The sequence below is a fragment of the Brevundimonas lenta genome, from assembly GCF_014196335.1.
Taxonomy (GTDB): Bacteria; Pseudomonadota; Alphaproteobacteria; order Caulobacterales; family Caulobacteraceae; genus Brevundimonas; species Brevundimonas lenta.
In genome coordinates, this window is sequence record NZ_JACIDM010000001.1 from 552,397 (window position 1) to 574,454 (window position 22,058).

The 22,058-nt window shown below is 68.4% G+C and carries 25 protein-coding genes and 1 pseudogene; 4 read left to right on the forward strand and 22 right to left on the reverse strand.

What is annotated here, in order from left to right:
- Positions 1-49: 49 nt before the first annotated feature.
- From pnp to rimP, 11 genes are all read right to left on the reverse strand, one after another.
- Positions 50-2,278 carry a polyribonucleotide nucleotidyltransferase gene (gene pnp, locus GGR12_RS02805; RefSeq protein ID WP_183202667.1) on the reverse strand — a complete coding sequence of 743 codons (2,229 nt, stop codon included), beginning with the start codon at positions 2,276-2,278 and terminating at the stop codon, positions 50-52.
- A gap of 244 nt (positions 2,279-2,522) precedes the next feature.
- Positions 2,523-2,792: a 30S ribosomal protein S15 gene (gene rpsO, locus GGR12_RS02810; protein WP_183202675.1), complete on the reverse strand. Its 270-nt coding sequence runs from the start codon at positions 2,790-2,792 to the stop codon at positions 2,523-2,525.
- A 10-nt stretch (positions 2,793-2,802) separates the two neighbouring features.
- Entirely contained in the window at positions 2,803-3,735 is a 933-nt protein-coding gene (gene truB / locus GGR12_RS02815) for a tRNA pseudouridine(55) synthase TruB (protein ID WP_183202677.1), read from the reverse strand.
- Positions 3,735-4,184, reverse strand: coding sequence for a 30S ribosome-binding factor RbfA (rbfA, locus tag GGR12_RS02820; RefSeq protein ID WP_183202680.1), 450 nt, complete (start codon positions 4,182-4,184; stop codon positions 3,735-3,737). The genes truB and rbfA overlap by 1 nt, the downstream gene beginning before the upstream one ends.
- Before the next feature lie 129 nt (positions 4,185-4,313).
- Positions 4,314-5,018: a DUF2459 domain-containing protein gene (locus tag GGR12_RS02825; protein WP_183202681.1), complete on the reverse strand. Its 705-nt coding sequence runs from the start codon at positions 5,016-5,018 to the stop codon at positions 4,314-4,316.
- Positions 5,015-5,650, reverse strand: coding sequence for a hypothetical protein (locus GGR12_RS02830; RefSeq protein WP_183202683.1), 636 nt, complete (start codon positions 5,648-5,650; stop codon positions 5,015-5,017). Before GGR12_RS02830 ends, GGR12_RS02825 begins: the two co-directional genes overlap by 4 nt.
- 39 nt (positions 5,651-5,689) lie before the next feature.
- Positions 5,690-6,205: a hypothetical protein gene (locus GGR12_RS02835; protein WP_183202685.1), complete on the reverse strand. Its 516-nt coding sequence runs from the start codon at positions 6,203-6,205 to the stop codon at positions 5,690-5,692.
- An 81-nt stretch (positions 6,206-6,286) separates the two neighbouring features.
- Positions 6,287-9,343 (reverse strand): translation initiation factor IF-2, encoded by a 3,057-nt coding sequence (gene infB, locus GGR12_RS02840; RefSeq protein ID WP_183202687.1) that lies wholly within the window; start codon positions 9,341-9,343, stop codon positions 6,287-6,289.
- Positions 9,344-9,421: 78 nt separating this feature from the next.
- A complete protein-coding gene (locus tag GGR12_RS02845) occupies positions 9,422-10,090 on the reverse strand; it encodes an RNA-binding protein (RefSeq protein ID WP_183202689.1) in 669 nt (222 codons plus the stop codon).
- An 18-nt stretch (positions 10,091-10,108) separates the two neighbouring features.
- A complete protein-coding gene (gene nusA / locus GGR12_RS02850) occupies positions 10,109-11,860 on the reverse strand; it encodes a transcription termination factor NusA (RefSeq protein ID WP_183202691.1) in 1,752 nt (583 codons plus the stop codon).
- A gap of 2 nt (positions 11,861-11,862) precedes the next feature.
- Positions 11,863-12,405 (reverse strand): ribosome maturation factor RimP, encoded by a 543-nt coding sequence (rimP, locus tag GGR12_RS02855; RefSeq protein ID WP_183202693.1) that lies wholly within the window; start codon positions 12,403-12,405, stop codon positions 11,863-11,865.
- Positions 12,406-12,580: 175 nt separating this feature from the next.
- Between rimP and GGR12_RS02860 the strand changes: the two genes are divergently transcribed.
- On the forward strand, positions 12,581-13,069 hold the full coding sequence (locus GGR12_RS02860) for a protein-tyrosine phosphatase family protein (protein WP_183202695.1): 489 nt from the start codon (positions 12,581-12,583) through the stop codon (positions 13,067-13,069).
- 2 nt (positions 13,070-13,071) lie between these two features.
- Here GGR12_RS02860 and GGR12_RS02865 read toward each other — a convergent pair whose 3' ends face one another.
- On the reverse strand, positions 13,072-13,575 hold the full coding sequence (locus tag GGR12_RS02865) for a DUF1993 domain-containing protein (RefSeq protein WP_183202713.1): 504 nt from the start codon (positions 13,573-13,575) through the stop codon (positions 13,072-13,074).
- A 95-nt stretch (positions 13,576-13,670) separates the two neighbouring features.
- Between GGR12_RS02865 and GGR12_RS02870 the strand changes: the two genes are divergently transcribed.
- Entirely contained in the window at positions 13,671-14,186 is a 516-nt protein-coding gene (locus tag GGR12_RS02870) for a biotin transporter BioY (protein ID WP_183202717.1), read from the forward strand.
- Positions 14,187-14,262: 76 nt separating this feature from the next.
- Here GGR12_RS02870 and GGR12_RS02875 read toward each other — a convergent pair whose 3' ends face one another.
- The 10 genes and pseudogenes from GGR12_RS02875 to GGR12_RS02910 form a co-directional block, all read right to left on the reverse strand.
- Entirely contained in the window at positions 14,263-14,994 is a 732-nt protein-coding gene (locus tag GGR12_RS02875; protein ID WP_183202719.1) for a cyclase family protein, read from the reverse strand.
- 21 nt (positions 14,995-15,015) lie between these two features.
- Positions 15,016-15,897, reverse strand: a complete 882-nt coding sequence (locus GGR12_RS02880) for an energy transducer TonB family protein (protein WP_183202721.1) — start codon at positions 15,895-15,897, stop codon at positions 15,016-15,018.
- An 82-nt stretch (positions 15,898-15,979) separates the two neighbouring features.
- Complete coding sequence (gene trmB, locus GGR12_RS02885; RefSeq protein WP_183202723.1) at positions 15,980-16,675, reverse strand: tRNA (guanosine(46)-N7)-methyltransferase TrmB; 696 nt, start codon at positions 16,673-16,675, stop codon at positions 15,980-15,982.
- Between the two features lie 163 nt (positions 16,676-16,838).
- Positions 16,839-18,041, reverse strand: a complete 1,203-nt coding sequence (metK, locus tag GGR12_RS02890; protein WP_183202725.1) for a methionine adenosyltransferase — start codon at positions 18,039-18,041, stop codon at positions 16,839-16,841.
- A 52-nt stretch (positions 18,042-18,093) separates the two neighbouring features.
- The gene (locus GGR12_RS02895; protein ID WP_183202727.1) at positions 18,094-18,558 is read right to left on the reverse strand and encodes a hypothetical protein; all 465 of its coding nucleotides are present in this window, start codon (positions 18,556-18,558) and stop codon (positions 18,094-18,096) included.
- Positions 18,559-18,589: 31 nt separating this feature from the next.
- Positions 18,590-18,727, reverse strand: coding sequence for a hypothetical protein (locus GGR12_RS16500; protein ID WP_246328716.1), 138 nt, complete (start codon positions 18,725-18,727; stop codon positions 18,590-18,592).
- A gap of 8 nt (positions 18,728-18,735) precedes the next feature.
- Entirely contained in the window at positions 18,736-18,999 is a 264-nt protein-coding gene (locus tag GGR12_RS16505) for a hypothetical protein (protein ID WP_246328717.1), read from the reverse strand.
- A gap of 115 nt (positions 19,000-19,114) precedes the next feature.
- Positions 19,115-19,264 (reverse strand): annotated as a pseudogene (locus tag GGR12_RS16900) (helix-turn-helix domain-containing protein); the annotation flags it as partial.
- Between the two features lie 135 nt (positions 19,265-19,399).
- Complete coding sequence (locus GGR12_RS02905; protein WP_246328718.1) at positions 19,400-19,936, reverse strand: phage tail protein; 537 nt, start codon at positions 19,934-19,936, stop codon at positions 19,400-19,402.
- A gap of 78 nt (positions 19,937-20,014) precedes the next feature.
- Entirely contained in the window at positions 20,015-20,506 is a 492-nt protein-coding gene (locus GGR12_RS02910; protein ID WP_183202734.1) for a GNAT family N-acetyltransferase, read from the reverse strand.
- Between the two features lie 65 nt (positions 20,507-20,571).
- Between GGR12_RS02910 and GGR12_RS02915 the strand changes: the two genes are divergently transcribed.
- Together GGR12_RS02915 and GGR12_RS02920 are read left to right on the forward strand one after the other, a co-directional pair.
- On the forward strand, positions 20,572-20,871 hold the full coding sequence (locus GGR12_RS02915) for a DUF6916 family protein (RefSeq protein ID WP_183202736.1): 300 nt from the start codon (positions 20,572-20,574) through the stop codon (positions 20,869-20,871).
- Positions 20,872-21,339: 468 nt separating this feature from the next.
- Positions 21,340-22,014, forward strand: a complete 675-nt coding sequence (locus GGR12_RS02920; RefSeq protein ID WP_183202738.1) for a GAP family protein — start codon at positions 21,340-21,342, stop codon at positions 22,012-22,014.
- Positions 22,015-22,058: the final 44 nt, after the last annotated feature.

A 22,058-nucleotide genomic window follows, 5' to 3' on the forward strand; every position in this document is an offset into this window, starting at 1 on the left:
CCGGCGTTTCCACCGGGGCCCTCGTTCATTCCGTCACTGACGCCGGGTCTTACCGGCGGCTGCGGCCGCGATCGCGGTCGCCGCCGCCTTCACGCTTCGGACGGCCGCCGGTGTCTTCCGACAGCGGGGCTTCGCCGCGCTCGGCGCGTTCGGCGTTGATCTTGTCGGTCAGGTCCTCACCGGTGGCCTGATCGACGATCTTCATCGACAGCTTGGTCTTGCCGCGGTCGTCCAGGCCCAGGAATTTGACCTTGACCTCCTGGCCTTCCGAAACGACGTCAGCCGGGTTGGCGACGCGTTCCAGAGCCAGTTGCGACACGTGGACCAGACCGTCCTTGGCGCCGAAGAAGTTCACGAAGGCGCCGAAGTCGACGACCTTCACGACCTTGCCGGTGTAGATGGTGCCGACTTCCGGCTCGGACACGATCGACTTGATCCAGTCCTTGGCCGCGTCGATCTTCTCCTGCTCGGAAGCAGCGATCTTCACGGTGCCGTCGTCCTCGATGTTGATCTTGGCGCCGGTCTTTTCGACGATCTCGCGGATGATCTTGCCGCCGGTGCCGATGATGTCGCGGATCTTGTCGGTCGGAACCTTGATCTGCTCGATCTTCGGAGCGTACTCGCCCAGCTCGGTGCGGGCGCCGTCGATGGCCTTGTCCATCTCGTCGAGGATGTGCAGGCGGCCGGCCGAAGCCTGGGCGATCGCCTTGCGCATGATCTCTTCGGTGATGCCGGCGACCTTGATGTCCATCTGCAGCGAGGTGATGCCTTCGCGCGTGCCGGCCACCTTGAAGTCCATGTCGCCGAGGTGATCTTCGTCACCCAGGATGTCGGACAGGATGGCGAACTCGCCCGAGGGCTCCAGGATCAGGCCCATGGCGATGCCCGAGACCGGACGCTTCAGCGGCACGCCGGCGTCCATCAGGGCCAGCGACGAACCGCAGACCGTGGCCATCGACGAGGAGCCGTTGGACTCGGTGATCTCCGACACCAGACGGATGGTGTAGGGGAACTCTTCCGAGGTCGGCAGCATCGGACGGATCGCCCGCCAGGCCAGCTTGCCGTGACCGATTTCCCGACGGCCCGCGCCGCCCATACGACCGGTCTCGCCGACCGAGTAGGGAGGGAAGTTGTAGTGCAGCAGGAACTTCTCTTTGTAGGTGCCGCTCAGCGCGTCCACGTACTGTTCGTCCTCGCCGGTGCCGAGCGTGGCGACGACGATGGCCTGGGTCTCACCGCGGGTGAACAGGGCCGAACCGTGGGTGCGCGGGAAGACGCCGACTTCCGAGACGATCGAGCGGACCTTGTCGAGGGCGCGGCCGTCGACGCGGTGACCGTTGTCGATGATGTCGCGACGCAGGACGTGGGCTTCGCATTCCTTGAAGGCGGTGGCGAATTTGGCGGAGTCGACGCCGTCCGGCTTCTCTTCCGTCTTCACCAGGGCTTCGGCGGCCTTCTTCTTGGCCACGTCGACGCCCGTGCGGCGCTCGTACTTGCCGGCGTGGGTGTAAGCGGCCTTGATGTCTTCACCGACCAGCGACTGGATCGAGGCGACGATGTCCGAGACGTCGTCGGCCTGGAAGTCGAAGGGCTCCTTGGCGGCGTGCTCGGCCAGGTCGATGATCGCGTCGATCACCGGCTGCATGCCGCGATGCGCGAACATCAGGGCGTTGAGCATGATCTCTTCCGACAGCTCCTTGGCTTCGGATTCGACCATCATCAGGGCGTCCTGGGTGCCGGCGACGACGAGGTCGAGCTGGCTGTCCGGGAGCTGGTCGAGGGTCGGGTTCAGAACGAACTCGCCGTCGATGTAGCCGACGCGGGCGGCGCCGATCGGGCCCATGAACGGAACGCCCGAGATGGTCAGGGCGGCCGAGGCGGCGACCATGCCGACCACGTCCGGATCGTTCTCGAGGTCGTGCTGCAGCACGGTGATGACGACCTGGGTCTCGTTCTTGAAGCCCTTGACGAACAGCGGGCGGATCGGACGGTCGATCAGGCGGGAGACCAGGGTCTCCTTCTCGGTCGGACGGCCTTCACGCTTGAAGTAGCCGCCCGGGATCTTGCCGGCGGCGAAGGTCTTTTCCTGGTAGTTCACGGTCAGCGGGAAGAAATCCAGGCCCGGCTTGGGCGCGCGGCCGTAGACGACGGTGGCCAGAACCACGGTCTCGCCGTAGGTCGCCAGCACGGCGCCGTCGGCTTGACGGGCGATACGGCCGGTTTCCAGCGTCAGGGGGCGGCCGGCCCAGTCGATCGTCTTGCGTTTGATATCGAACATGTCTCGTCTTTCGTATCCCGCGGGCGGATTCCGCGCGGGGTCCCATCAATGGGTGGAGCGTCGGGCGTTCAGTCCTTCGGTCCATGGGCCGCCGCGCCATCGCGGAGAACCCGGGAGTATCTGAGGACCGGTATTCAGCCCTCGCGTCATGCGCCGGTACATACCGCGGCGCGCGGCTGGTCTCTGAATGCGGAAAGAGGCGCGGACATGGCCCGCGCCTCGAATCTGTTCCGCGTGTCTGCGCTTAGCGGCGCAGGTTCAGCTTGGTGATCAGGGCGGTGTAGCGCTCGCGATCGACCTTGCTGAGGTGGTCAAGAAGACGACGACGCTGCGAGACCATCTTGAGCAGGCCGCGACGCGAGTGGTTGTCTTTCTTGTGGGTCTTGAAGTGCTCGGTCAGGTTGGCGATGCGTTCCGAGAGGATCGCGACCTGGACCTCGGCCGAGCCGGTGTCGCCCGAAGCGCGGGCGTTGTCGTTGATGACTTCCTGCTTGCGTTGAGCAGTGATCGACATCGTGTTCTCCTTATTGGAGGTTGAATACGCGGTCGGGTTCAAAGCGACCGGCCCGCAACTGACCGAGAGCGACGAGGGTCTGTCCCAGAAACGCCGAAACAGTTCTTGAGTCCGCGCGAAGCTGACCCTTGAGCGTTTCGACCTGTCTGGGGAGCAGAACGATCGGCCGTCCCTGCCGAAGCGAGAAGGCGTCCTGATCCGTCACGGCCAGCTCCGGGATGTCGTCCAGGGCGGTCGCAACGGGAAGCAAGCCTTCCGAGGCGGCGCCCCTATGCACCATTTCCTCCAGGGAATCCAGAGTGACGGCGTTTTCCGTCGAGAACGGCCCCACCCGCTCGCGCCGCAGGGCCGACACGTGGCACTCCGCGCCCAGCGCGATCGCGAGGTCCCGGGCCAGGGAGCGGACGTAGACGCCCTTGCCCGTGCGCATGGTGATCTCGACGTGGTCGGTGTCCGGCGCGTCGGTGACGGCGGCCTCGTAAATCGTGACGCGGCGCGACTTCAGCTCGACCTCGACGCCCTCGCGGGCCAGGTCATAGGCGCGCTGGCCGTCGACCTTGATGGCCGAGAAGGCGGGCGGCACCTGGTCGATCTCGCCGACGAAGGCGGGCAGGGCGGCCTTCACCTGGTCCACGGTGGGACGCACGTCCGAGCGCGCGACGATCTCGCCCTCGCGATCCAGCGTATCGGTCGAGGCGCCCCAATGGATGGTGAAGCGATAGACCTTCTGCGCCTCCATCATGAACGGCACGGTCTTGGTCGCCTCGCCCAGGGCGATCGGCAGGATGCCGCTGGCCAGCGGATCCAGCGTCCCGGCGTGACCGGCCTTCTGGGCGTCGAACAGGCGCCGGATGCGGGTCACAGCCTCGGTCGAGCCCATCTCGTACGGCTTGTCCAGGCAGACCCAGCCGTCGATGACCTGGCCGCGTTTGCGCCGACCCATCAGTCTTCGTCCTCGTCCGCCTGTTCGATGTCGGCGCGGACCCGGGGGTCGTCCAGCAGACGGTTCAGCCGCTCGGCGGCCTCGAAGCTCTCGTCGTGGCGGAATTTCAGGTCCGGCGTGAACTTCATGTCGATGTGCTTGCCCAGCACGCCGCGCAGGAATTTGGCGTGGGCGTTCAGCGCCTTGATGATCTCGTTGACGTGACCCGCGGTCGGCGCGTCGGCGACGCCGGCGCCCAGCGGTTCGACGAAGCAGATGGCGTGCTTGAGGTCCGGCGACAGCCGCACCTCGGTCACGGTCACCGACACGTTCTTCAGCGCCTCGTCGTGAATCTCTTCCTCGCGCAGCACCTCGACGAGGGCGTGGCGGATCAGTTCTCCGGCGCGAAGCTGGCGTTGCGACGGACCCTGCGGACCGGAGGCGTTTCGGGTGTGCTGCTTGCGGCCCATGGCGCGCTCCTTCCGTGTCGCCCGCCGGGGCTCGGACCCGGCTCGAAAAGCGAAGCCGCGTCGGATCGGAAAGGCTGAGCCTTTCGAACGCGGCCGATAAATGAGCGCGGGGTCTAGGCGTCTTGCAGCTCAGTGTCCAGCGGAGGCGGATGCGCCCTGCGCCCGGTCGATCGTGGCGATCAGTTCGGATGAGACGATCGAACGGAACGGGCGCACCGCCAGGCCGGCGGCGTTCAGGACCCCCGCCGTCCAGTGATTGCACAGCCGTGCGATCGAGAAATGCTCATGACTGGCGAAGAAGCGGGCGTCGTCTCCCTCGCGGGCGGCGGCCACCCGCGCCGCGCCGGTCGACAGGTCCAGAGACGCCTCGATATGCGCCGCCATGCGGTCGAAGCCGGCGTCGGACAGGCGGACGCTCCGGCGGCCGTCCTCGGCGAACAGCCGGCGCGGATCCTTCTGCGCCGGGTCGAGCATGATCACCGAAGGATTGCCGGGCCGGAAGAAGGCCCGGGCGCCGTCGGGCAGACGGTCGGAGATCGGGCTTTGATCGACATAGAATTTCGCATCGCCCCAGCCGATCAGGATCCAGTCGCCGGGCGGCAGGCTGCGCACCGCGTCGGCCAGCGGACCCGGCCGGGCCTCAAGCGCGGCGCGGGGCACGGCCAGGTCGGTGTGGAAGCCGTTGTCCAGCAGATGCACCTCCACCCCGGAGCCGTCCGCGGGCGCCGGCCACAGGTTCGGGTCGCCCGGCGCGGTCCAGGTCCACAGGGCGCAGAAGGCGCCGAGCAGGGCGCACAGGATGAGGGAGGGAAGCCCGGTATGCGGTCGCTTCATCGCTTCCGGAAACTCCAGATCCCGCAGACGGCGGACGGGCGCGCCTCCGGTCCTGGGGCGGAGCGGAACAGGATCAGATCGACCTTTCGTCCGCGATGCAACAGGGCGACCACGGCGGGCCGGCGTCCGTCGCACAGGGGCGAGGGCGCCGCCGCATCGACCCGGCGCAGTTCGATCTGGGCGTCGGCGGGGGCGTCGAAACGGTCGCTCCACGTCAGGCCCTGCATGAAGGTCTCGCGACCGGCGGCGATGCGCAGCGGGCTGGTGTGCAGGGCCTCGCCGGCGTCGAAGCCGATCGTGGCTGCGACGAAGGTCACGCCGCCGACCTCGCTGCGGGTCACCTCGTCCCCGGCCGCGAATTCTCCGGACAGGATCTGGTCGTCCGCAGCGGTCGCGACCGGCCCGACGTCCGCGGCCGCGGCCTTCAACCCGGACGCCCCGTCCTTCGCGCCGCCGGCGACCCAGCCGACCACCCGGCTGATCGCGGGCCCGGCTTCGTCACGCAGCATGTGCCAGGCGGCGACCGTGTGCCGTTGCTCCAGCGCCATCAGGGCCAGCACCAGGCAGACGAAGGCCAGCGCTCCGGCGAGGCGTTTGAGTCCGGTCTGTCGGCTGGCGGTGGCGGAGGGCATCGCCTGCAACCTTAGCGGGCCCGCCGTCAGGAAAAAGCCTTATCGCCCGACAGGGGCGCTGGAGTCGTCGCCGCTCGACGAGGCGGGCGGCGTCGCCCATTCGCCGCGCCAATTGTACGACAGGGTCACACAGTGCCGGAAGGCGCCGTCCGGCCAGCGGCCGACGGCCTGGGCGACCAGCGGACGCCCCAGCTGGACCCGGCCCAGCACCAGCCAGGCTTCCTCCGAACCCGGACAAAGGGCGCGGGTCAGGCCGCGGCCGTCGCCCTCGGAGGCGATGGCGTAGACGCTGGTCTGGGTCGCGCCCGCGGGCAGGGCCCGGCGCACCGCGTCGGGGCCGCCGCGGCGAATGTCGGCGGCGCCGCGGTTCGAGGTCGAGATGATGCGGCGGACGCTGATGGCGCCCAGCAGACTGCGGTCGGCCTCCAGGGTGACGCCGCGCGTCAGGGCCTGGGTGACGCGGTCGGACGCGTCATAGGCGAGATAGCGTGTCTCGGCCGCCGCGGGACCGGCGACGGCGGAGAGGATGAGGGAGGCGATCAGAAGGCGACGCATGGAACTGTGATCCTCAACCCGTAAGGCAAAAAGGCGGCGCCCGAAGACGCCGCCCTTCTGTTTCGTGTGATCCGACGAACCCTAGTCCAGGGTGCGCTTGATCTCTTCGACCGTGAAGCACTCGATGTAGTCGCCGGCCTTGATGTCCTGGAAGCCCTGGAAGTGCATGCCGCACTCCTGACCCGACTGGACCTCGTTGACCTCGTCCTTGAAGCGCTTGAGCGTCTGCAGCGTGCCCAGCTCCAGCACCACCACGTCGTCGCGGATGATGCGGACCTTGGCGCCCTTGCGGACCACGCCTTCGGTGACCCGGCAACCGGCGATCTTGCCGGTCTTGGAGATGTCGAAGACCTGCAGCACCTGGGCGTTGCCCAGGAAGGTTTCGCGTTGCAGCGGGGCCAGCATGCCCGACATCACGCCCTTCATGTCGTCCAGAAGGTCGTAGATGATCGAGTAGTAGCGGATCTCCACGCCCTCGCGGTCGGCGAGGTCGCGGGCCTGCTTCGAGGCGCGGACGTTGAAGCCGAGGATCGGCGCGCCGGCCGACTTGGCCAGTTGCACGTCGCTCTCGGTGATGCCGCCGGCGCCCTGCATGACGATGCGCGCGCGCACTTCGTCGGTGCCCATCTTGTCCAGCGATCCGGCGATGGCTTCGCCCGACCCCTGCACGTCCGATTTGATGATCACCGGCATTTCCGAGATCTTCTTGGTTCCCAGCTTGGCCATCATGTCGGCCAGCGAGACCTGGTTGATGCCGCCGGTCGCCTTCTCGCGTTTCACGCGGGCGCGGTATTCGGTCAGCTCGCGGGCGCGGGCTTCGGATTCCACCACGGCCAGCGGCTCGCCCGGGCTCGGCGCCTCGTCCAGGCCGAGGATCTCGACGGGGACGGACGGACCGGCTTCGGTCAGCTGCTCGTTGCGCTCGTTCAGCAGGGCGCGAACCTTGCCCCAGGCGGAGCCGGCCACGATGATGTCGCCGCGCTTCAGCGTGCCGCGCTTGACCAGGACGGTCGCGACAGGGCCGCGGCCCTTGTCCAGCTTGGCTTCGATGACCACGCCTTCGGCCGAGCGTTCCGGGTCGGCCTTCAGGTCCATGACCTCGGCCTGCACCAGGATGGCGTCGATCAGACCCTTGAGGTTGATCTTCTCCTTGGCGGAGACCTCGATGATCTGGGTGTCGCCGCCCAGCGCTTCCGAGATGACCTCGTACTGCAGCAGTTCGTTGACGACCTTCTGCGAGTTGGCGTCCGGCTTGTCGATCTTGTTGACCGCCACGATCAGGGGAGCCCCGGCTGCCTTGGCGTGCTGGATGGCCTCGATCGTCTGGGGCATGACGCCGTCGTCGGCGGCCACGACCAGAACCACGATGTCCGTCACATTGGCGCCGCGCGCACGCATCGCCGAGAAGGCGGCGTGGCCCGGGGTGTCCAGGAAGGTGACCCGCTGGCCGTCTTCCAGGCGCACCTGATAGGCGCCGATGTGCTGGGTGATGCCGCCGGCTTCGCCGCCCGCCACATCGGTGGTGCGCAGCGCGTCCAGCAGCGAGGTCTTGCCGTGGTCGACGTGGCCCATGATGGCCACGACCGGGGCGCGGGGCGTGGTCGCCTCGTCGTCGACGGCGTCGGACAGGAAGCCGGTTTCGACGTCGGATTCCGACACGCGGCGCACGGCCATGCCGAATTCGTCGGCGACCAGCTCGGCCGTGTCGGTGTCGATCACGTCGTTGATCTTCATCATCAGGCCCTGCTTCATCAGGAACTTGATGATGTCGACGCCGCGCACGGCCATCCGGTTGGACAGCTCCTGAACGGTGATGACGTCGGGAATGACCACCTCGCGCGGACGGTTCGGCGCGTCGGTCGAGCCGCCTTTACGCTTTTCCTTCTCGCGTTCGCGGGCGCGGCGAACCGAGGCCAGCGAGCGCATGCGCTCGGCGGCGTCCTCGTCCCCACCGGCCACAGCCTGGATCGTCAGACGGCCTTCGCGGCGCTTGGGCTCGCCGCGGGTGCGCGACACGGCCTTGCCGGGTCCGGCTTCGCTGAAACGCTTGTCGCGATCTTCCTCGCGACCCGTGCCGGCGGGACGGCCGAAACCGGCGCGCGCCGGGCGGGCGACTTCAGGCGTCGCGGGCGGGGCGTTCGGGGCCGGACGGCCGCCGGGACCCGTGCGCGGTCCGCCCGGACGGGCGGCGCCCGGCGCCGGACGCGGGTTCAGCGCGGAATAGCGGACGGTCTGGCCGGCGGCCGGACGGGCGCCCTGCGGACGATCGCCCTGGGGCCGGTCGCCCTGCGGACGGCCTGCGGTCGATGCGCTGGCGGCGCGGTCGGTGAAGCTGCGTTCGCCGCCGCCCATCGCCTGTTCGCGGGCCGAACGGCCGCCGAAGCTGGGCGCGGGTGCGCGGGCCGGATTGCCCGGCTTGGGCGCGCGCTGACCGAAGTTGACGGTCGGGCGAGCCGGAGCGGCCGGACGCGGCGGAGCGGCCGGCGTCGGAGCGGCGGGAGCCGGGGTCGGAGCCGGGGTCGGCGCGGGCTGGGCGGCCTCGACCGGAGCCGGGGCTGCCGGAGCGACCGGAGCAGCGGGCTTGGCGGCCGGCTTGGCCGGTGCGGGCGCGGCGGCGGCCAGTTTGGCGGCCTCGGTGCGAGCGGCCTCGGCGGCGGCGCGGGCGGCTGCAGCCTCGGCCTGGGCGGCGCTGGCGGCGCGCTCGGCGGCGGCGGCCTGCTCGCGGGCGGCGGCGTCCTTCGCGGCGCGCTCAGCGGCGGCGGCGGCTTCGCGCTCAGCGTTCTGGCGGGTGGCCAGTTCAATGGCGCGGCGGCGCGCTTCCTGCTCGGACTGCGACAGGTTGCCGGAGTCGACCGGGCCGCCGGCGGGGCGCGGGGCCTGCGGCGCGGCGGGGGCGTCGGTCCGCGGACGAGCGACGTCGAAGCCCTGCGGACGCTGGTGCGAAGCGCCCGGCACGGCGCCGACGCGGCGCTTGGTTTCGACCACCACGGTCTTGGAGCGGCCGTGGCTGAAGCTCTGCTTGACGGTGCCGGTCGAAACCGATCCCGCCGTCCGCGGCTTCAGGCTCAGCGGCGCGCGCGGCCCCGTCGAAGGAGGGGTCGTTTTGCCGTCGTTGGTCTTGTCGTTCTCGTCAGTCATCCGGTCGCTTTACTTTGACGGCGGACAGCCCACCATCGTCGTCCAAACACAAATAGCCGTGCGGCGCCTCGCCCCCCGTCAGGGAGCGGAGCCCCGCCCGTCTGAATTTCCATCCGGGTCCTCAGCCGCGTTCCCGCCCCACGTCATGGGCGACAGCAGTCGAAATCCCGCCAGTCGTTCGACCTCGAAGGTCCAGCGATCGGCCCGCCCGCCCTCTAGCAGGACGGCGTGTATCGCATTTTCCAGCCCGAGGGCCAAACTCAAATCGTCCGCGCTGAAAGCGCCACAGACTTTCGGTTGCGGAACCTGATGTCTGGCCAGCGCCAGCAGCTTGCCCCGCCCGTCGGCGGACCCGTCCGCCGCCTCGATAAGCCACGCGGCTCTGCCCGAACGGATCGCGGCGGCCGACTTTTCGAAGCCTGAGATAAGAACGCCTTCGCGCCGGGCAAGGCCCAACTGGTCCAGACAGCGCCGGACAAGCAGGGTCTCGACCAGCTCCGCCAGATCGGCGGCCGGTTTCAGCGGGGCCTTCGCCGCGCGGCTGAACAGATTCTTTTTCACCGCGGTCTCGATCGAGGCGCGGTCCGCCGCGACCCACAGGCCGCGACCCGGCAGCTTGCGCGCCAGGTCGGGGGCGACCGTGCCGTCCGGAGCGGCGACGAAGCGGATCAGTCGAGATTCATCCATGAGCTGGTGAGTGACCAGGTCGCGGCGTTCCCTATCGATCGTCGCTTCGCGCAGACTCATGGACGGCCGGGCTTCCCATCACGCGTCTTGGGACTGATCGGGGTCCTCGACGAGGACCTCCGCATCGTCGGTTTCGGACGCGGCTTCCTCGCCTTCCGGCGCGGCGCCCGAGAAGACGGCGTCGGCGTCGTATTCGCCTTCGACGAACTCTTCCTCGTATTCCGGCTCGGGTTCCGGCTGCGGCAGTTCCGAGGCGTCGATCCAGCCGGCCGCGACACGGGCCTGCAAGATCAGCATTTCGGCGTCTTCCTGGGCCAGGTTGAAGCTTTCCAGAACGCCCGGAACCTTCACGCGCTCGCCGCCGCGGACTTCATAGCCGCCGCGGATTTCGTCGGTGGCCAGGTCGGCCAGGTCCTCGACGGTCTTCACGCCGCCGACGCCCAGGGCCACGGCGATCGGCAGGGTGACGCCCGGCACGTCCAGCACGCCGTCCTCGACGCCCAGTTCCTTGCGCTTGGCGTCCTGCTCGGCCGACTTGCGGTCGAGGAAGTCGCGGGCGCGGGCCTGCAGCTCTTCGGCGGTGTCCTCGTCGAAGCCTTCGATGTCCGAGATTTCGTAGGGCTCGACGAAGGCCAGGTCTTCCACCGTGGCGAAGCCTTCGGTGACCAGCAGCTGGGCGATGACCTCGTCCACGTCCAGGGCTTCCTGGAACAGGCTGGTGCGCTCGGAGAACTCGCGCTGGCGACGCTCGGAGTCCTGGGACTCGGTGATGATGTCGATCTGCCAGCCGGTCAGCTGCGACGCGAGGCGGACGTTCTGGCCGCGACGGCCGATGGCAAGCGACAGCTGCTCGTCCGGCACCACGACTTCAACGCGGTCGGCTTCTTCGTCCAGCACGACCTTGGACACCTCGGCCGGGGCCAGGGCGTTCACGATGAAGGTCGGCTCGTCGTTGTTCCACTGGATGATGTCGATCTTCTCGCCCTGCAGTTCGGCGACGACCGCCTGAACGCGCGAGCCGCGCATGCCGACGCAGGCGCCGACCGGGTCGATCGAGGAGTCGTTGGACAGCACGGCCATCTTGGCGCGCGAGCCGGCGTCGCGGGCGGCGGCGCGGATCTCGATCACGCCGTCGTAGACTTCCGGCACTTCCTGGGCGAACAGCTTGGCCATGAAGCCGGGGTGCGAGCGCGACAGCATGACCTGCGGGCCCTTCGCTTCCGGGCGCACGTCGTAGATGTAGGTGCGGATCCGGTCGCCGATGTTGAACACCTCGCGCGGGATCGAGTCGTTGCGGCGCATGATGCCTTCGCCGCGGCCCAGGTCGACGATGGTGTTGCCGTATTCGACGCGCTTGACGGTGCCGTTGACGATCTCGCCGACGCGGTCCTTGAACTCTTCGTACTGGTTGGCGCGCTCGGCCTCGCGGACCTTGCCGGTCACCACCTGGCGGGCCATCTGGGTCTGCACGCGGCCGAACTCGAACGGCGGCAGCTCCTCGATGTATTCCTTGCCGACGACGGCTTCCGGATCGCGCTTCGAGGCGTCCTTCAGGCGCACCATGGCGCTGTCGTTGAACTCTTCCAGCTCGTCTTCCGGCTGCCAGTCGTCCTCGACGATGGTGACGTGACGGGTCAGGGCCAGTTCGCCGGTCTTGTGATCGATCTTGGCGCGGATGTCGTGGTGCGCGCCATAGCGGGCCTTGGCGCCCTTCTGGATCGCTTCCTCGATCGCCTCGATGACGATCTCCTTGTCGATGTTCTTTTCACGCGCGACCGCATCGGCGATCTGCAGCAGTTCAAGACGGTTCGCGGAAACGCCAACGGCCATGGTCAGTCCTCGGTCTCGGTAGAGTTGTCATTACGGGCGGCGCGCTTTTCGGCGCCCGCCTTCATCAGGTCGTCGGTCAGCACCAGTTTGGCGTCGACCAGCCATTCGAACGGGATCAGCGCGGTGTCTTCCTCGCCTTCCAGATCGATGGCGATATTGTCGCCGTCGACGCCCGCGATCACGCCCTTGAAGCGCTTGCGGCCCTCGATCATGCGGTCCGTCTCCAGACGCGCCTCATAGCCCTCGAACAGGTCGAAGTCCGACTGGCGGGTCAGGGGACGGTCGATGCCGGGGGACGAAACCTCCAGCAGATATTCGCCGGCGATCGGGTCGGCGGCGTCGAACACTTCCGACACCGCGCGGCTCAGGCGGGCGCATTCCTCGACCGAGATGTCGTGGTCGGACCCGCGCTCGGCCATGATCTGCAGGCGGCGGCGCTGGGTCCCGCCCATCAGACGCACGCGCACGATGTCGAGGCCGAGGCTCTCGGCGATCGGCTCGATCAGCTCCAGGAGCTGGCGGTCTTCTGCGGTCTTGGCCTTCAAGGCTGGGTCCCGGGCAAAACAAAAGCGGCTGGCCGTCCGGGCCGCCGCTTCAAACGGCGCCGTCGGACGCCGGTCTAACGATGTGGAGCGGCATATAGTCCAATGTCATGGTCGAGGAAAGGCCTGTCGGCGCAGACCGTTGCCTTCCATACGATCCGCCGCCTAAGACGGCCGCATGAAGGTGCACTGGATCGCTCTCGACACCCCCGGCCGGCTCGGCGTCTCGCGCCGGCCCGAAGGCGGCGAGGCGCTTGAGGCCAAGCTCGAGCACCTGCACCGCGGCATGGTCGACCAGGTCGTCAGCCTGCTGCAGCCCGAGGAAGCCGCCGCCTTCGGCCTGGCGGAGGAGGGCACGACCGCCGAAAAGCTCGGCATCGGCTTCTACAACTTCCCGGTCGTGGATCACGGCCTGCCGGTCGACGTCGCCCACTACCGCCGCGCCGCCGGCGCCATCCATGGTCGTCTGCAGGCCGGTCAGGCCATCGTCATCCACTGCAACGCCGGCCTGGGCCGCGCCCCGTCGCTGGCCATCTGCGCCCTCGTCGCGGGCGGGATGAACGTCGACGAGGCCATCCTGCGCGTCGGCCGCGCCCGCGGCCGCCCGGTGCCCGAGACCGACGCGCAGTACGAATTCCTGAAGGCCTTCGCCGCCGGCGAGGTCTGACCTCAGATCAGCTCCAACTGGCCCAGGAAGTCGCGCTTGCCCAGCTCCACGCCGCGGTTGCGCAGGATCGCGTAGGCCGTGGTCAGGTGGAAATAGAAGTTCGGGATGGCGAAGCTGGTCAGATAGCCCGCGCCCTCGAAGTCCAGCGCCACGCCGGGGAAGCGCAGCTCGACGCGGCGGGTTTCGGCGCCCTCGAAGGCGGTGGCGTCGACACCCTCGATGAAGGCGATAGACAGGGCGATGGTCGCCTTCAGCTCGGCCAGCGACGCCTCGCTGTCGTCGGTCTTCGGCCACGGCTGATCGGTCAGGCGGGCGATGCAGCTGCGGGCCGAGAAGGCCGCCATGCGGATCTGGTCGGGGAAGGGCTTCATGTCCGGCGCCAGGCGCGCGTCCATCAGTTCCGCCTCGTCCTGACCCGAGGCGATGGCCTTGTCGACCAGCCCGTTCAGGGCGTTCAGGCCGCGCAGGAAGACGGGGGCGGACACGGTCTTGAGCGAGAAGGTCATAGTCGGTCCTTTTTGAGAACGGTCTTATAGCCGCGCTTCGATCGCGGAATCCAGCGGCGACTTGCATACGCTCATCCGCCGTGGTTGCCAGCGTCATGCGCCTGCTCCGCTCCGCCCTTCTCATCCTCGCCTTCGCCGCCCTCATGGTGCTCGCCGCCCGGCTCACCGTGCCCATGGTGCCGGTGCCCATGACGATGCAGACCTTCGCCGTCCTGCTCGCCGGCGCGGTCCTCGGCGCGCGCCGCGGCATCCTCGCGGTCCTGCTCTATCTCGCCCTGGCCGCCGTCGGCCTGCCGGTTCTGTCGGACGGCGCCTCAGGCCTCGCGCGCTTCGCCGGACCGACGGCGGGCTATCTGTTCGCCTTCCCCGTCGCGGCCGGTCTTGTGGGCGCCCTGTTCGAGCGGGTCGGCGGCCTCGTCGCAAAGCTGGCCCTGCTGATCGGCGCGCATCTGCTGATCCTCACCGCCGGCGCGGCCTGGCTGGCGGTCGGCATCGGCCTCCGGCCCGCCCTCGACGCGGGCTTCACGCCCTTCCTGATCGGGGCCGTGGTGAAATCGGTGCTGGTGGTTGCGTGCGCCGAGGGGATACGTCGGGCTCCGCTTAAGCTCTGATCCGACCCCACCAACCGCTCATCCCCGCGAAAGCGGGGACCCAGTCCTTTGGGTGATCGGCGCGGGCCGGCCTCGCTCAGCCAGTTGTCCTGAAACGCCGGCGTTCATTCGACAGAACTGGGTCCCCGCTTTCGCGGGGATGAGCGGAGGAAATTCTAGCCGCGACCTGCGCGAACGCCCTGACCGGGAAGGTCCCGAACCCCTTCACCTTCGGCGGCGCGGCGAAGAAGCGGAACGGCCCGTCCGGCAGCCGCTCCAGCGCGCACATATGCTCGACGATCAGCACCCCGGCGCCCAGCAGCCGTGAATGCACCGGCCGCGTCCGACCCGCCGTGTCGTCGATATTGTGGGAGTCGATCCCGACCAGTTTCGCCCCGCCCTCGACCAGCCGGTCGGCCGCCGCCGCCGTCAGGAACGGGTGCCCCTCGTAATAGTCAGCCGTGCGCCAGTGCCGGCTCCAGCCCGTGTGCACCAGCACCGCCTTCCCGGCCACGTCCAGCCCCTCGAAGGCGTCCGCATCGACCGCGTTTCGACCCTCGGCCCGCACCACGATCCCGGGCAGATCGACCAGCCGTTCCAGCCCGACATCCGCCAGGTCCTCGCCGTCGGCGTAGCGGTGGAAGGGCGTGTCCAGATAGGTCCCGGTGTTCCCCACCATCTCGATCCGGCCGATCTGGAACTCGGTCCCCGGCTCGTAATGCGCCCGCGAGTCCTCGCGGCTCAGAAAGTCGCAGACATGCGGCGCGGGCAGGCCCTTGTAGGTGACCATCCCGTCCTCAATCACATGGCTGAGATCTATCAGGGTCATGGGCGCCTCCATGTTTGGCGATCAGCGCGAGCAGATCGTCCGATAGACGATGACCGCAGGATCTTCCTCCGGGGGCAAGCCTTCATCTCCCACCGGCCACCATAGAGCGGAATCGGCCTGTTGGACCCCGGTGAGACCCTCCTCGCCGCCCCGGGCGACCATGAAGGCCCGTCGCCGGTTCCCGGTGCAATCGTATTCCATCAGCCGATAGTCGTGGCTTGTCTCCCGGCTGCCTTCGATGACATGCACTGACCAGACCAGCGTCATGTCGCCTGATCGGGAGATCGTCTTCACGTAGGTGTCGCCGTACTCTCCCAGCTCCGCTCGGGTCCATTGTTCGAAGACCTCGCTGGGCCGTGCCGGCAGATCTCGGGGCTCGTCCACCTGTGTTCCTGAACTCGTCAGCATGGGCGCGAAATAAACCAGCTTCCCGCCGAGCAAACCCCTGCGAACCCTGCGGCCGTCCTGCCAGCAAAGCCGGATTTGCGCGGACGGCGTGATGACGCATGTCAGCCCACCCCAGGCCTGTCCCTCGAATCCTGCGGGAACTGCAGGGACCGTCGCCGGGCTGTCATCGTCACGCGGGCCAGGCATCCGCACCACCAACGGGGGCGGAGGCGTAGCCATCATCTGCTCGTATTCGGCTTCCGACGTGAAACGCACCGGAAAATGAATGCGGCCGGTCGGCGTACCCTGCGACGGCGACATCCGGGAATACCCGGCCGCCTGAAGAGCGACCTGATCAAGCCAGGGCGCGTCGCCGACGCGGGACAGGGGGGCGCAGTTCGACAACCTCCCCTCGTCAGTCACCTCGCAGGCGACTCGCACCTCGCCCAACTCGGCGTCCAGAGCACTCGCAGCGCCTGGGGCGAGCGCCACGCCGAGAGCGGCGACAATCCCCAATCTGCAAATACCCGACATCCATTCCCCCAAAGCTTGAGCGAAGTCTGTGCCGGGGTTCGGATCGGAAGACCACCCCCGGGGTTCAGGTCCGCACGAACTCCAGGAAGATCGGCGGCGTGTCGCCCAGCTTCTTCTCTTCGTAGCGGGTCACCACGTGGTCGGCCGGCGCCTCGCGCCAGTCGTCGGCGCGCTCGGCGATCCATGCCAGGCCGGGCGTACGCTCCAGCCGCTCCAGCGCCCAGTCGGCGTAGTCCTTCCAGTCGGTCACGAAACGCAGCCGGCCGCCCGGCTTCAGCAGGCGCACGATCTCGGCCGCGGTCTCGTCCTGCAACAGGCGGCGCTTGTTGTGGCGGGCCTTCTGCCAGGGATCGGGGAACAGGATCATCACCCGATCCAGCGAGGCGTCGGGCAGGGCGGCCATGACGTCGCGGCCGTCGTCGGCGTGCAGGCGCACGTTCTTCAGGCCGCGCTCCTCGATATGACGCAGGGCCGAGCCGACGCCGTTCAGGAAGGGCTCGCAGCCGATCATCAGGGCGTCGGGATGGCGCGACGCCTGTTCCGCCAGATGCTCGCCGCCGCCGAAGCCGATTTCCAGCCAGACCTGGGCCGCGCCGGGCATCAACGCCTGCGGGTCGATCGGTCCCGCCGCCGGATCGGGCACGGCGATGGTCGGCAGCAGGGTGTCGAACAGCGCCGCCTGACGCGGCTTCAGCGCGCGCGACTTGATGCGGCCGAAGGAGCGCAGCGGACCATGGGCGGGGGCGTCGGAAGAGGACATGGGCGGGCGTATAGCGCGCTCCGCCGCCGTGGGGGAGGGCGGTGGTCGGGGGCGCAAGTGATTAGTGGCGAGTGATCAGTGACTGCTGGATCACCGGCGGCGATCAGCCGGCGCTATCGCAACCGCATCAACCACTAACCACTAACCACTAATCACTAACCACTCAGCCGGCGGCCAGCGCCTTCAGCTTCTCGACCAGATCCGTCTTCTCCCAGCCGAAGCCGCCGTCGGCGTCGGGCTCGCGGCCGAAGTGGCCGTAGGACGAGGTCCGCGCATAGATCGGCGCGTTCAGGCCCAGGTGCTTGCGGATCGCGCGCGGGCTGGCCCCGCCGATCAGCTTGGGCAGTTCGGCTTCCAGCAGGTCTTCGTCGATCTTGCCCGTGCGGTGCAGGTCGACGTGCACGCTCAGCGGCTCGGCCACGCCGATGGCGTAGCTCAGCTGGATGGTGCAGCGGTCGGCCAGGCCGGCGGCGACCACGTTCTTGGCCAGGTAGCGGGCGGCGTAGGCGGCCGACCGATCGACCTTGGTCGGGTCCTTGCCCGAGAAGGCGCCGCCGCCGTGCGGGGCCGCGCCGCCGTAGGTGTCGACGATGATCTTGCGACCGGTCAGGCCGGCGTCGCCGTCCGGCCCGCCGATGATGAAGACGCCCGTCGGATTGATGTGCCAGACGGTCTCGTCGGTGATCAGCCCGGCGGGGATCACCGACTTGACGATCGGCTTCACGATGGCGGCGACGGCGGCCTGATCCAGGCCTTCCTTGTGCTGGGTCGAAACCACGATGGCGGTGGCGGCGGCCGGCTTGCCGTTCTCGTAGCGCAGGGTGACCTGGCTCTTGGCGTCCGGCTCCAGGCCCGGCTCGCGACCCGAGTGACGGGCTTCCGACAGGGCGCGCAGGATGTTGTGGCTGTATTGCAGGGTGGCCGGCATCAGCTCCGGCGTCTCGTTCGAGGCGTAGCCGAACATGATGCCCTGGTCGCCCGCGCCCTCGTCCTTGTTGCCGGAGGCGTCGACGCCGACGGCGATGTCGGCCGACTGCGGATGCAGGTGGTTCTCGAACTCGAAGGTGTTCCAGTGGAAGCCGGCCTGTTCGTAGCCGATCTCACGCACCGCGTTGCGCACGGCGGCCTCGATCTCTTCCTTCACGCCCGGCGCCCATTCGCCATTGGTGTCCATGATGCCCTTGCCGCGGATCTCGCCGGCCAGGACGACCAGGTTGGTCGTGGTCAGGGTTTCACAGGCGACCCGCGCCTCCGGGTCCTTCTTCAGGAACAGGTCGACGACGGTGTCGGAGATGCGGTCGGCGACCTTGTCCGGATGGCCTTCGGAAACGCTTTCGGAGGTGAACAGGAAGGAAGATCGGGACAAGGCGGGCTCCTCAGGGATCGGCCGCCAGACATATAAAGATATGTTTATATGTTCAAGACGCGGGGCGCATCGTGCGACCCCAACGCGCCGACTCCGTGGCCGGCGCCTCGCCCGCCATCCAGCGCTCCAGCACCCCCGCGGCCAGGCACAGGATCATCAGCACGCCGATGCCCCAGCGCGCAGCGACGTCCACGCGGATATGCATCGGCGTCAGGTCGGGCGTCAGGAAGATCACCGCATGGGCCATCAGGGTCAGGGCGCCGAAGGCCGCGCAGGCCAGGGTCCACCAGCGGTCGCGCCGCAGCGCCAGCCAGACCAGGGCGAGGAAGAAGGCGCCGTCGACGAAGGCTTCGCCGAGGCGGAAATGGTTCAGGGTGATCGGCTGCACCGCGAAGCTGAAAATGAAGGCGAGGATGAACAGCGCCACGCCGGTGCGCTCGGTATGGCCGCCGCGCATCCATGCGAAGGCGAACACAGCCAGGCTGAGCAGCAGGTAGAAGGTCTGGAACGGCGTCATTCTGCTCCGGTCCCGGCGCGCGGCCGGGCAGTTACGGGCGGGCGCTCATCGCGGCCCGGGCGGATGCGGCCTTCATCGTGTTGACGTCGATGACCCGCACCTGCTGCTGGTAGGCGACGATGGTGTCGGCGATGGTCCGCATCATGACTGCCGCCAGCACCACCATCACCAGGATGATCAGGACGCGGACGCCCCAGCTACGCGGCGGGGGTCGGTAGCCGAGTCGGGGTTCTGCGCGCCCACCTGGGCCATCACCCAGCCCGCGCTCAGCACCTGCTGCAGGAACTCCCGCGGGCTCGACTGCTCCGCGTCGTCCGCCAGACCCCGCAGCAGATGCTGCCGCACCGGATCGTTCGCGCCCGACGGGCTGAAGCCGTCCAGCGCCGCTTCCAGATCCTCCCAGGTCCACTGGGGGAGAAGATTGCCGCGGGGGGTGCTCATGGGGGGTAGCCTCCTTGCCTATGTCGGAAGGAAAGGGGGCCCCGGCTGATCCGCCAATGGGGTGTTTCGTATCCTCTGGTACGTTTCGTTCCAGAGCGGCCAGGGCCGCCTTGCGCCGGTTCACGCCCAGGCGGCGGCAGGCCTCATGCACGTGCTTCTTTACGGTCGCCTCGGAGAGCCCCAGTCGGGCGGCGATTTCCTTGTCGGTCAGGAAGGCTGTCAGCCTCAGGCATTGTTCCTGACGCGCGCTGAGAGCTTGCGGCATCAAACGCTCCGGTAACCCGACCTGACTAGGACGAACCGGCGAGTCGGTCCAGATCGCATGACGGGTTTCGGCGAACGCAGGGCGTTGCGGCCAGGGGCCGGACCGGCCGGGCGAACCCGGCCGGCGGCCGCCGGATCAGTTCCGGCTCGGGAAGGCGCCTTGCAGGCAGATGCTGTAGTTGATCACCAGGCGGGGCCCGAGGATCGGGAACGGCTGGGTGCCGCCGGTCATGCCGATGGACGCCGGGTTCAGCGCCGCCATGGTGGCGGGCGGGCCGTAGATGTTGACGGTGACCGCGTCGCCGTTCGCGGGATCGCTGCCGTTGGCGCTGGCCAGAACGTCGGCGGCGGCCGGCGCCGAGACCGTCGCCCCACCCGTCGTGCCCATCAGCGAGTGGGTGTGGGCGGGCAGGTTGTTGGTGGTCAGGACCGTGTTCTCGGTCCCCAGCACGCCGCCCATCGAATACTGGGACAGACCCGGGCCCTGGCCCTGGCCGATCGGGGCGCGTCCTTGCAGGTCCGGCAGGCCGAACGTCGTCTGGCCGTTGCCGCCGTAGGTGGTGCCGAGCAGCGAGAAGATGGCGGAGTTCTGGGCGATCGACATGATCTGGCCCTGGCAGGTGCTCCATCCCCGGGGCGCGTACGGAAATCCGAACGCCTGGATGGTCCCCATATAGCTATCCATGACTGCAACCCCCGATATTCCGGTCTGCGTGTATCGCTCCGGCGGACGCAACCTATATGCGGTCCTCTAGCTGTCAATAACGTCGTTTTCCCAGTGCGCCTGAACCTGGGCCGACCCGTCCTCATGACGCAGCTCGAACCCCGCGGCCGCGAACAGGGCGAGCGACGCGTGGTTCTCCGGAAAGATGTTGGCGGTCAGCGGCGCCGGCCCGGCCTCCGCCTTCAGCGCGTCCAGCAGCGCCGCCCCGATCCCCCGCCGCCGGGCCGACGGCGTCACCGCCACATCGACGATGTGCAGCCGGTCCGCCTCGCGCGCGGTGATCAGCCGGGCCACCGTCTGTCCCTCCAGCTCCGCCACCCGGTTCAGCGCCTCCGGAAAGGCGCTGGTCAGGCTCGCCGCCCGCGCCCGCGCCTGGATCGCCAGCAGCGGCGCCAGCGCCGGATCGACCCGCAGGGCCTCCGGCAAGCCCGCCGTCTCCAGCTCGGCTATGGCCGGCGCGTCGTCCGGCCGCGGCGGCCGCAGGGTCAGTCGGATATGAGAGGCGGGACGCTCGGTCATGGCGTCACCATTGCAGAGCTTGCCGTCCCGTGCACCATGCCGGCGCCATTGTTCGCGGAGCGCCGATGTCCGATTCCCTCGTCTTCCTGACGCTCGAGGATTTCATGCCCTTCGTGGGCCGCGAGGTGCTGGTCGACGCCACGCCGCAGCCGCTGGCCATCCGTCTCGACAGCGCCGTGCCCGTCATCGACACCGGCCTGGGCCAGCGCACGCCCTTCACCCTGACCTTCTCGACGCCGTGGACGACCCTGCTGACCGAGGCCCACTACCCGATCCAGGTCGGCAAGCAGGTGGCCGTGATCCACCTCATCCCCACCCAGACCGCCCCGGGCCCGAGGCGGTTCTACCATGCGGTCTTCAACTGATCGGAGGGGTGGTGCCGCTTGCGTGACTCGAACACGCGACCCCCGCATTACGAAGGCTACTCCACCCGCGGCCGGAAAGACTTGCAGGCTATGGATCTGAGCCAAATTTTATCGAGGTCCGACACCCCAACCCAGCCTCTTCCCAGATTGGCTTGAGGGGCCGGTACGGTCGCTTCCTAAGTTGCGCGACTTAACGTGGGAACCGCCGAAAACTTGACCTGCGCCATACCTGCAAAAGCCCGTCCGAGCGGCGGGTCTGGACGTGGACGTTGGTGGGGGTGAGACGTCCGCTTTCGGCGCGGGCAGCAATGTCGGCTCCCGACCCTTAGCGACCTCTGACGGGGTCCGTTCCGGGGCCTGCGGAGCCGCCTAGGACCGGTGCATTCGGGTCGATACGGGCTCTCCCCCGCGAGCCGTCCGGGTTTCTGCCGATAGGCGGTCCGGCCTCCCCCGTTCAGTGTGCGCCACATGTTGGACGCCTTGGGAGAATTGCTGCCGTTTGCTGTTGCCGTAGCGGTCAGCCCGCTGCCGATCATGGCCGTGGCCGTGCTGCTGATGTCTCCACGCGCGCGCAGCACGACACCGCCCTTTCTCCTGGGATGGATGGCGGCAATCGCCACGGCATTGATTGGGGTCGCCGCTGTTTCCAGAATGAACTCTGGAAATGAGGGGGCCGGACATGTCGCCGCCGTGGTGAAGCTCCTGCTCGGCGGCGGCTTGGTTTTTCTCGCCTGGAAAGAATGGCGCGCGCGACCGCGCCGAGGGGAGCCGGCGTTGGCCCCCCGGTGGCTCCAGAAGATCGAACAGATGGGCCCGCTCGCCGCGTGCGCCGCTGGATTTGGGATCTTTCTGGTCAATCCGAAGAACCTTACCGTCGGCATCGCTTCCGGCGTGCTGCTGGGAACGATGGACTTGTCCGTGGCGTCGGCCGTGCCGGTCATTGGGACGTACGTGCTGATCGCCGCCAGCACGGTGCTTGTTCCGGTCGCGGCATACTTCGCAATGCAGGATCGTATCCGGCCGTGGCTTGCAGAGGTGCGCGACTGGCTGACTCAGAACAATGCGGTCGTGATGGCCGTCGTGTTGCTTCTGGTCGGCGCCGTTATGGTCGGAAAGGGCCTTTCCGGCTTCGCAGCGCTCTGAGCCCCGGCGGGTGTCTGTAGACCACCCATGACGGACCTTCGCAG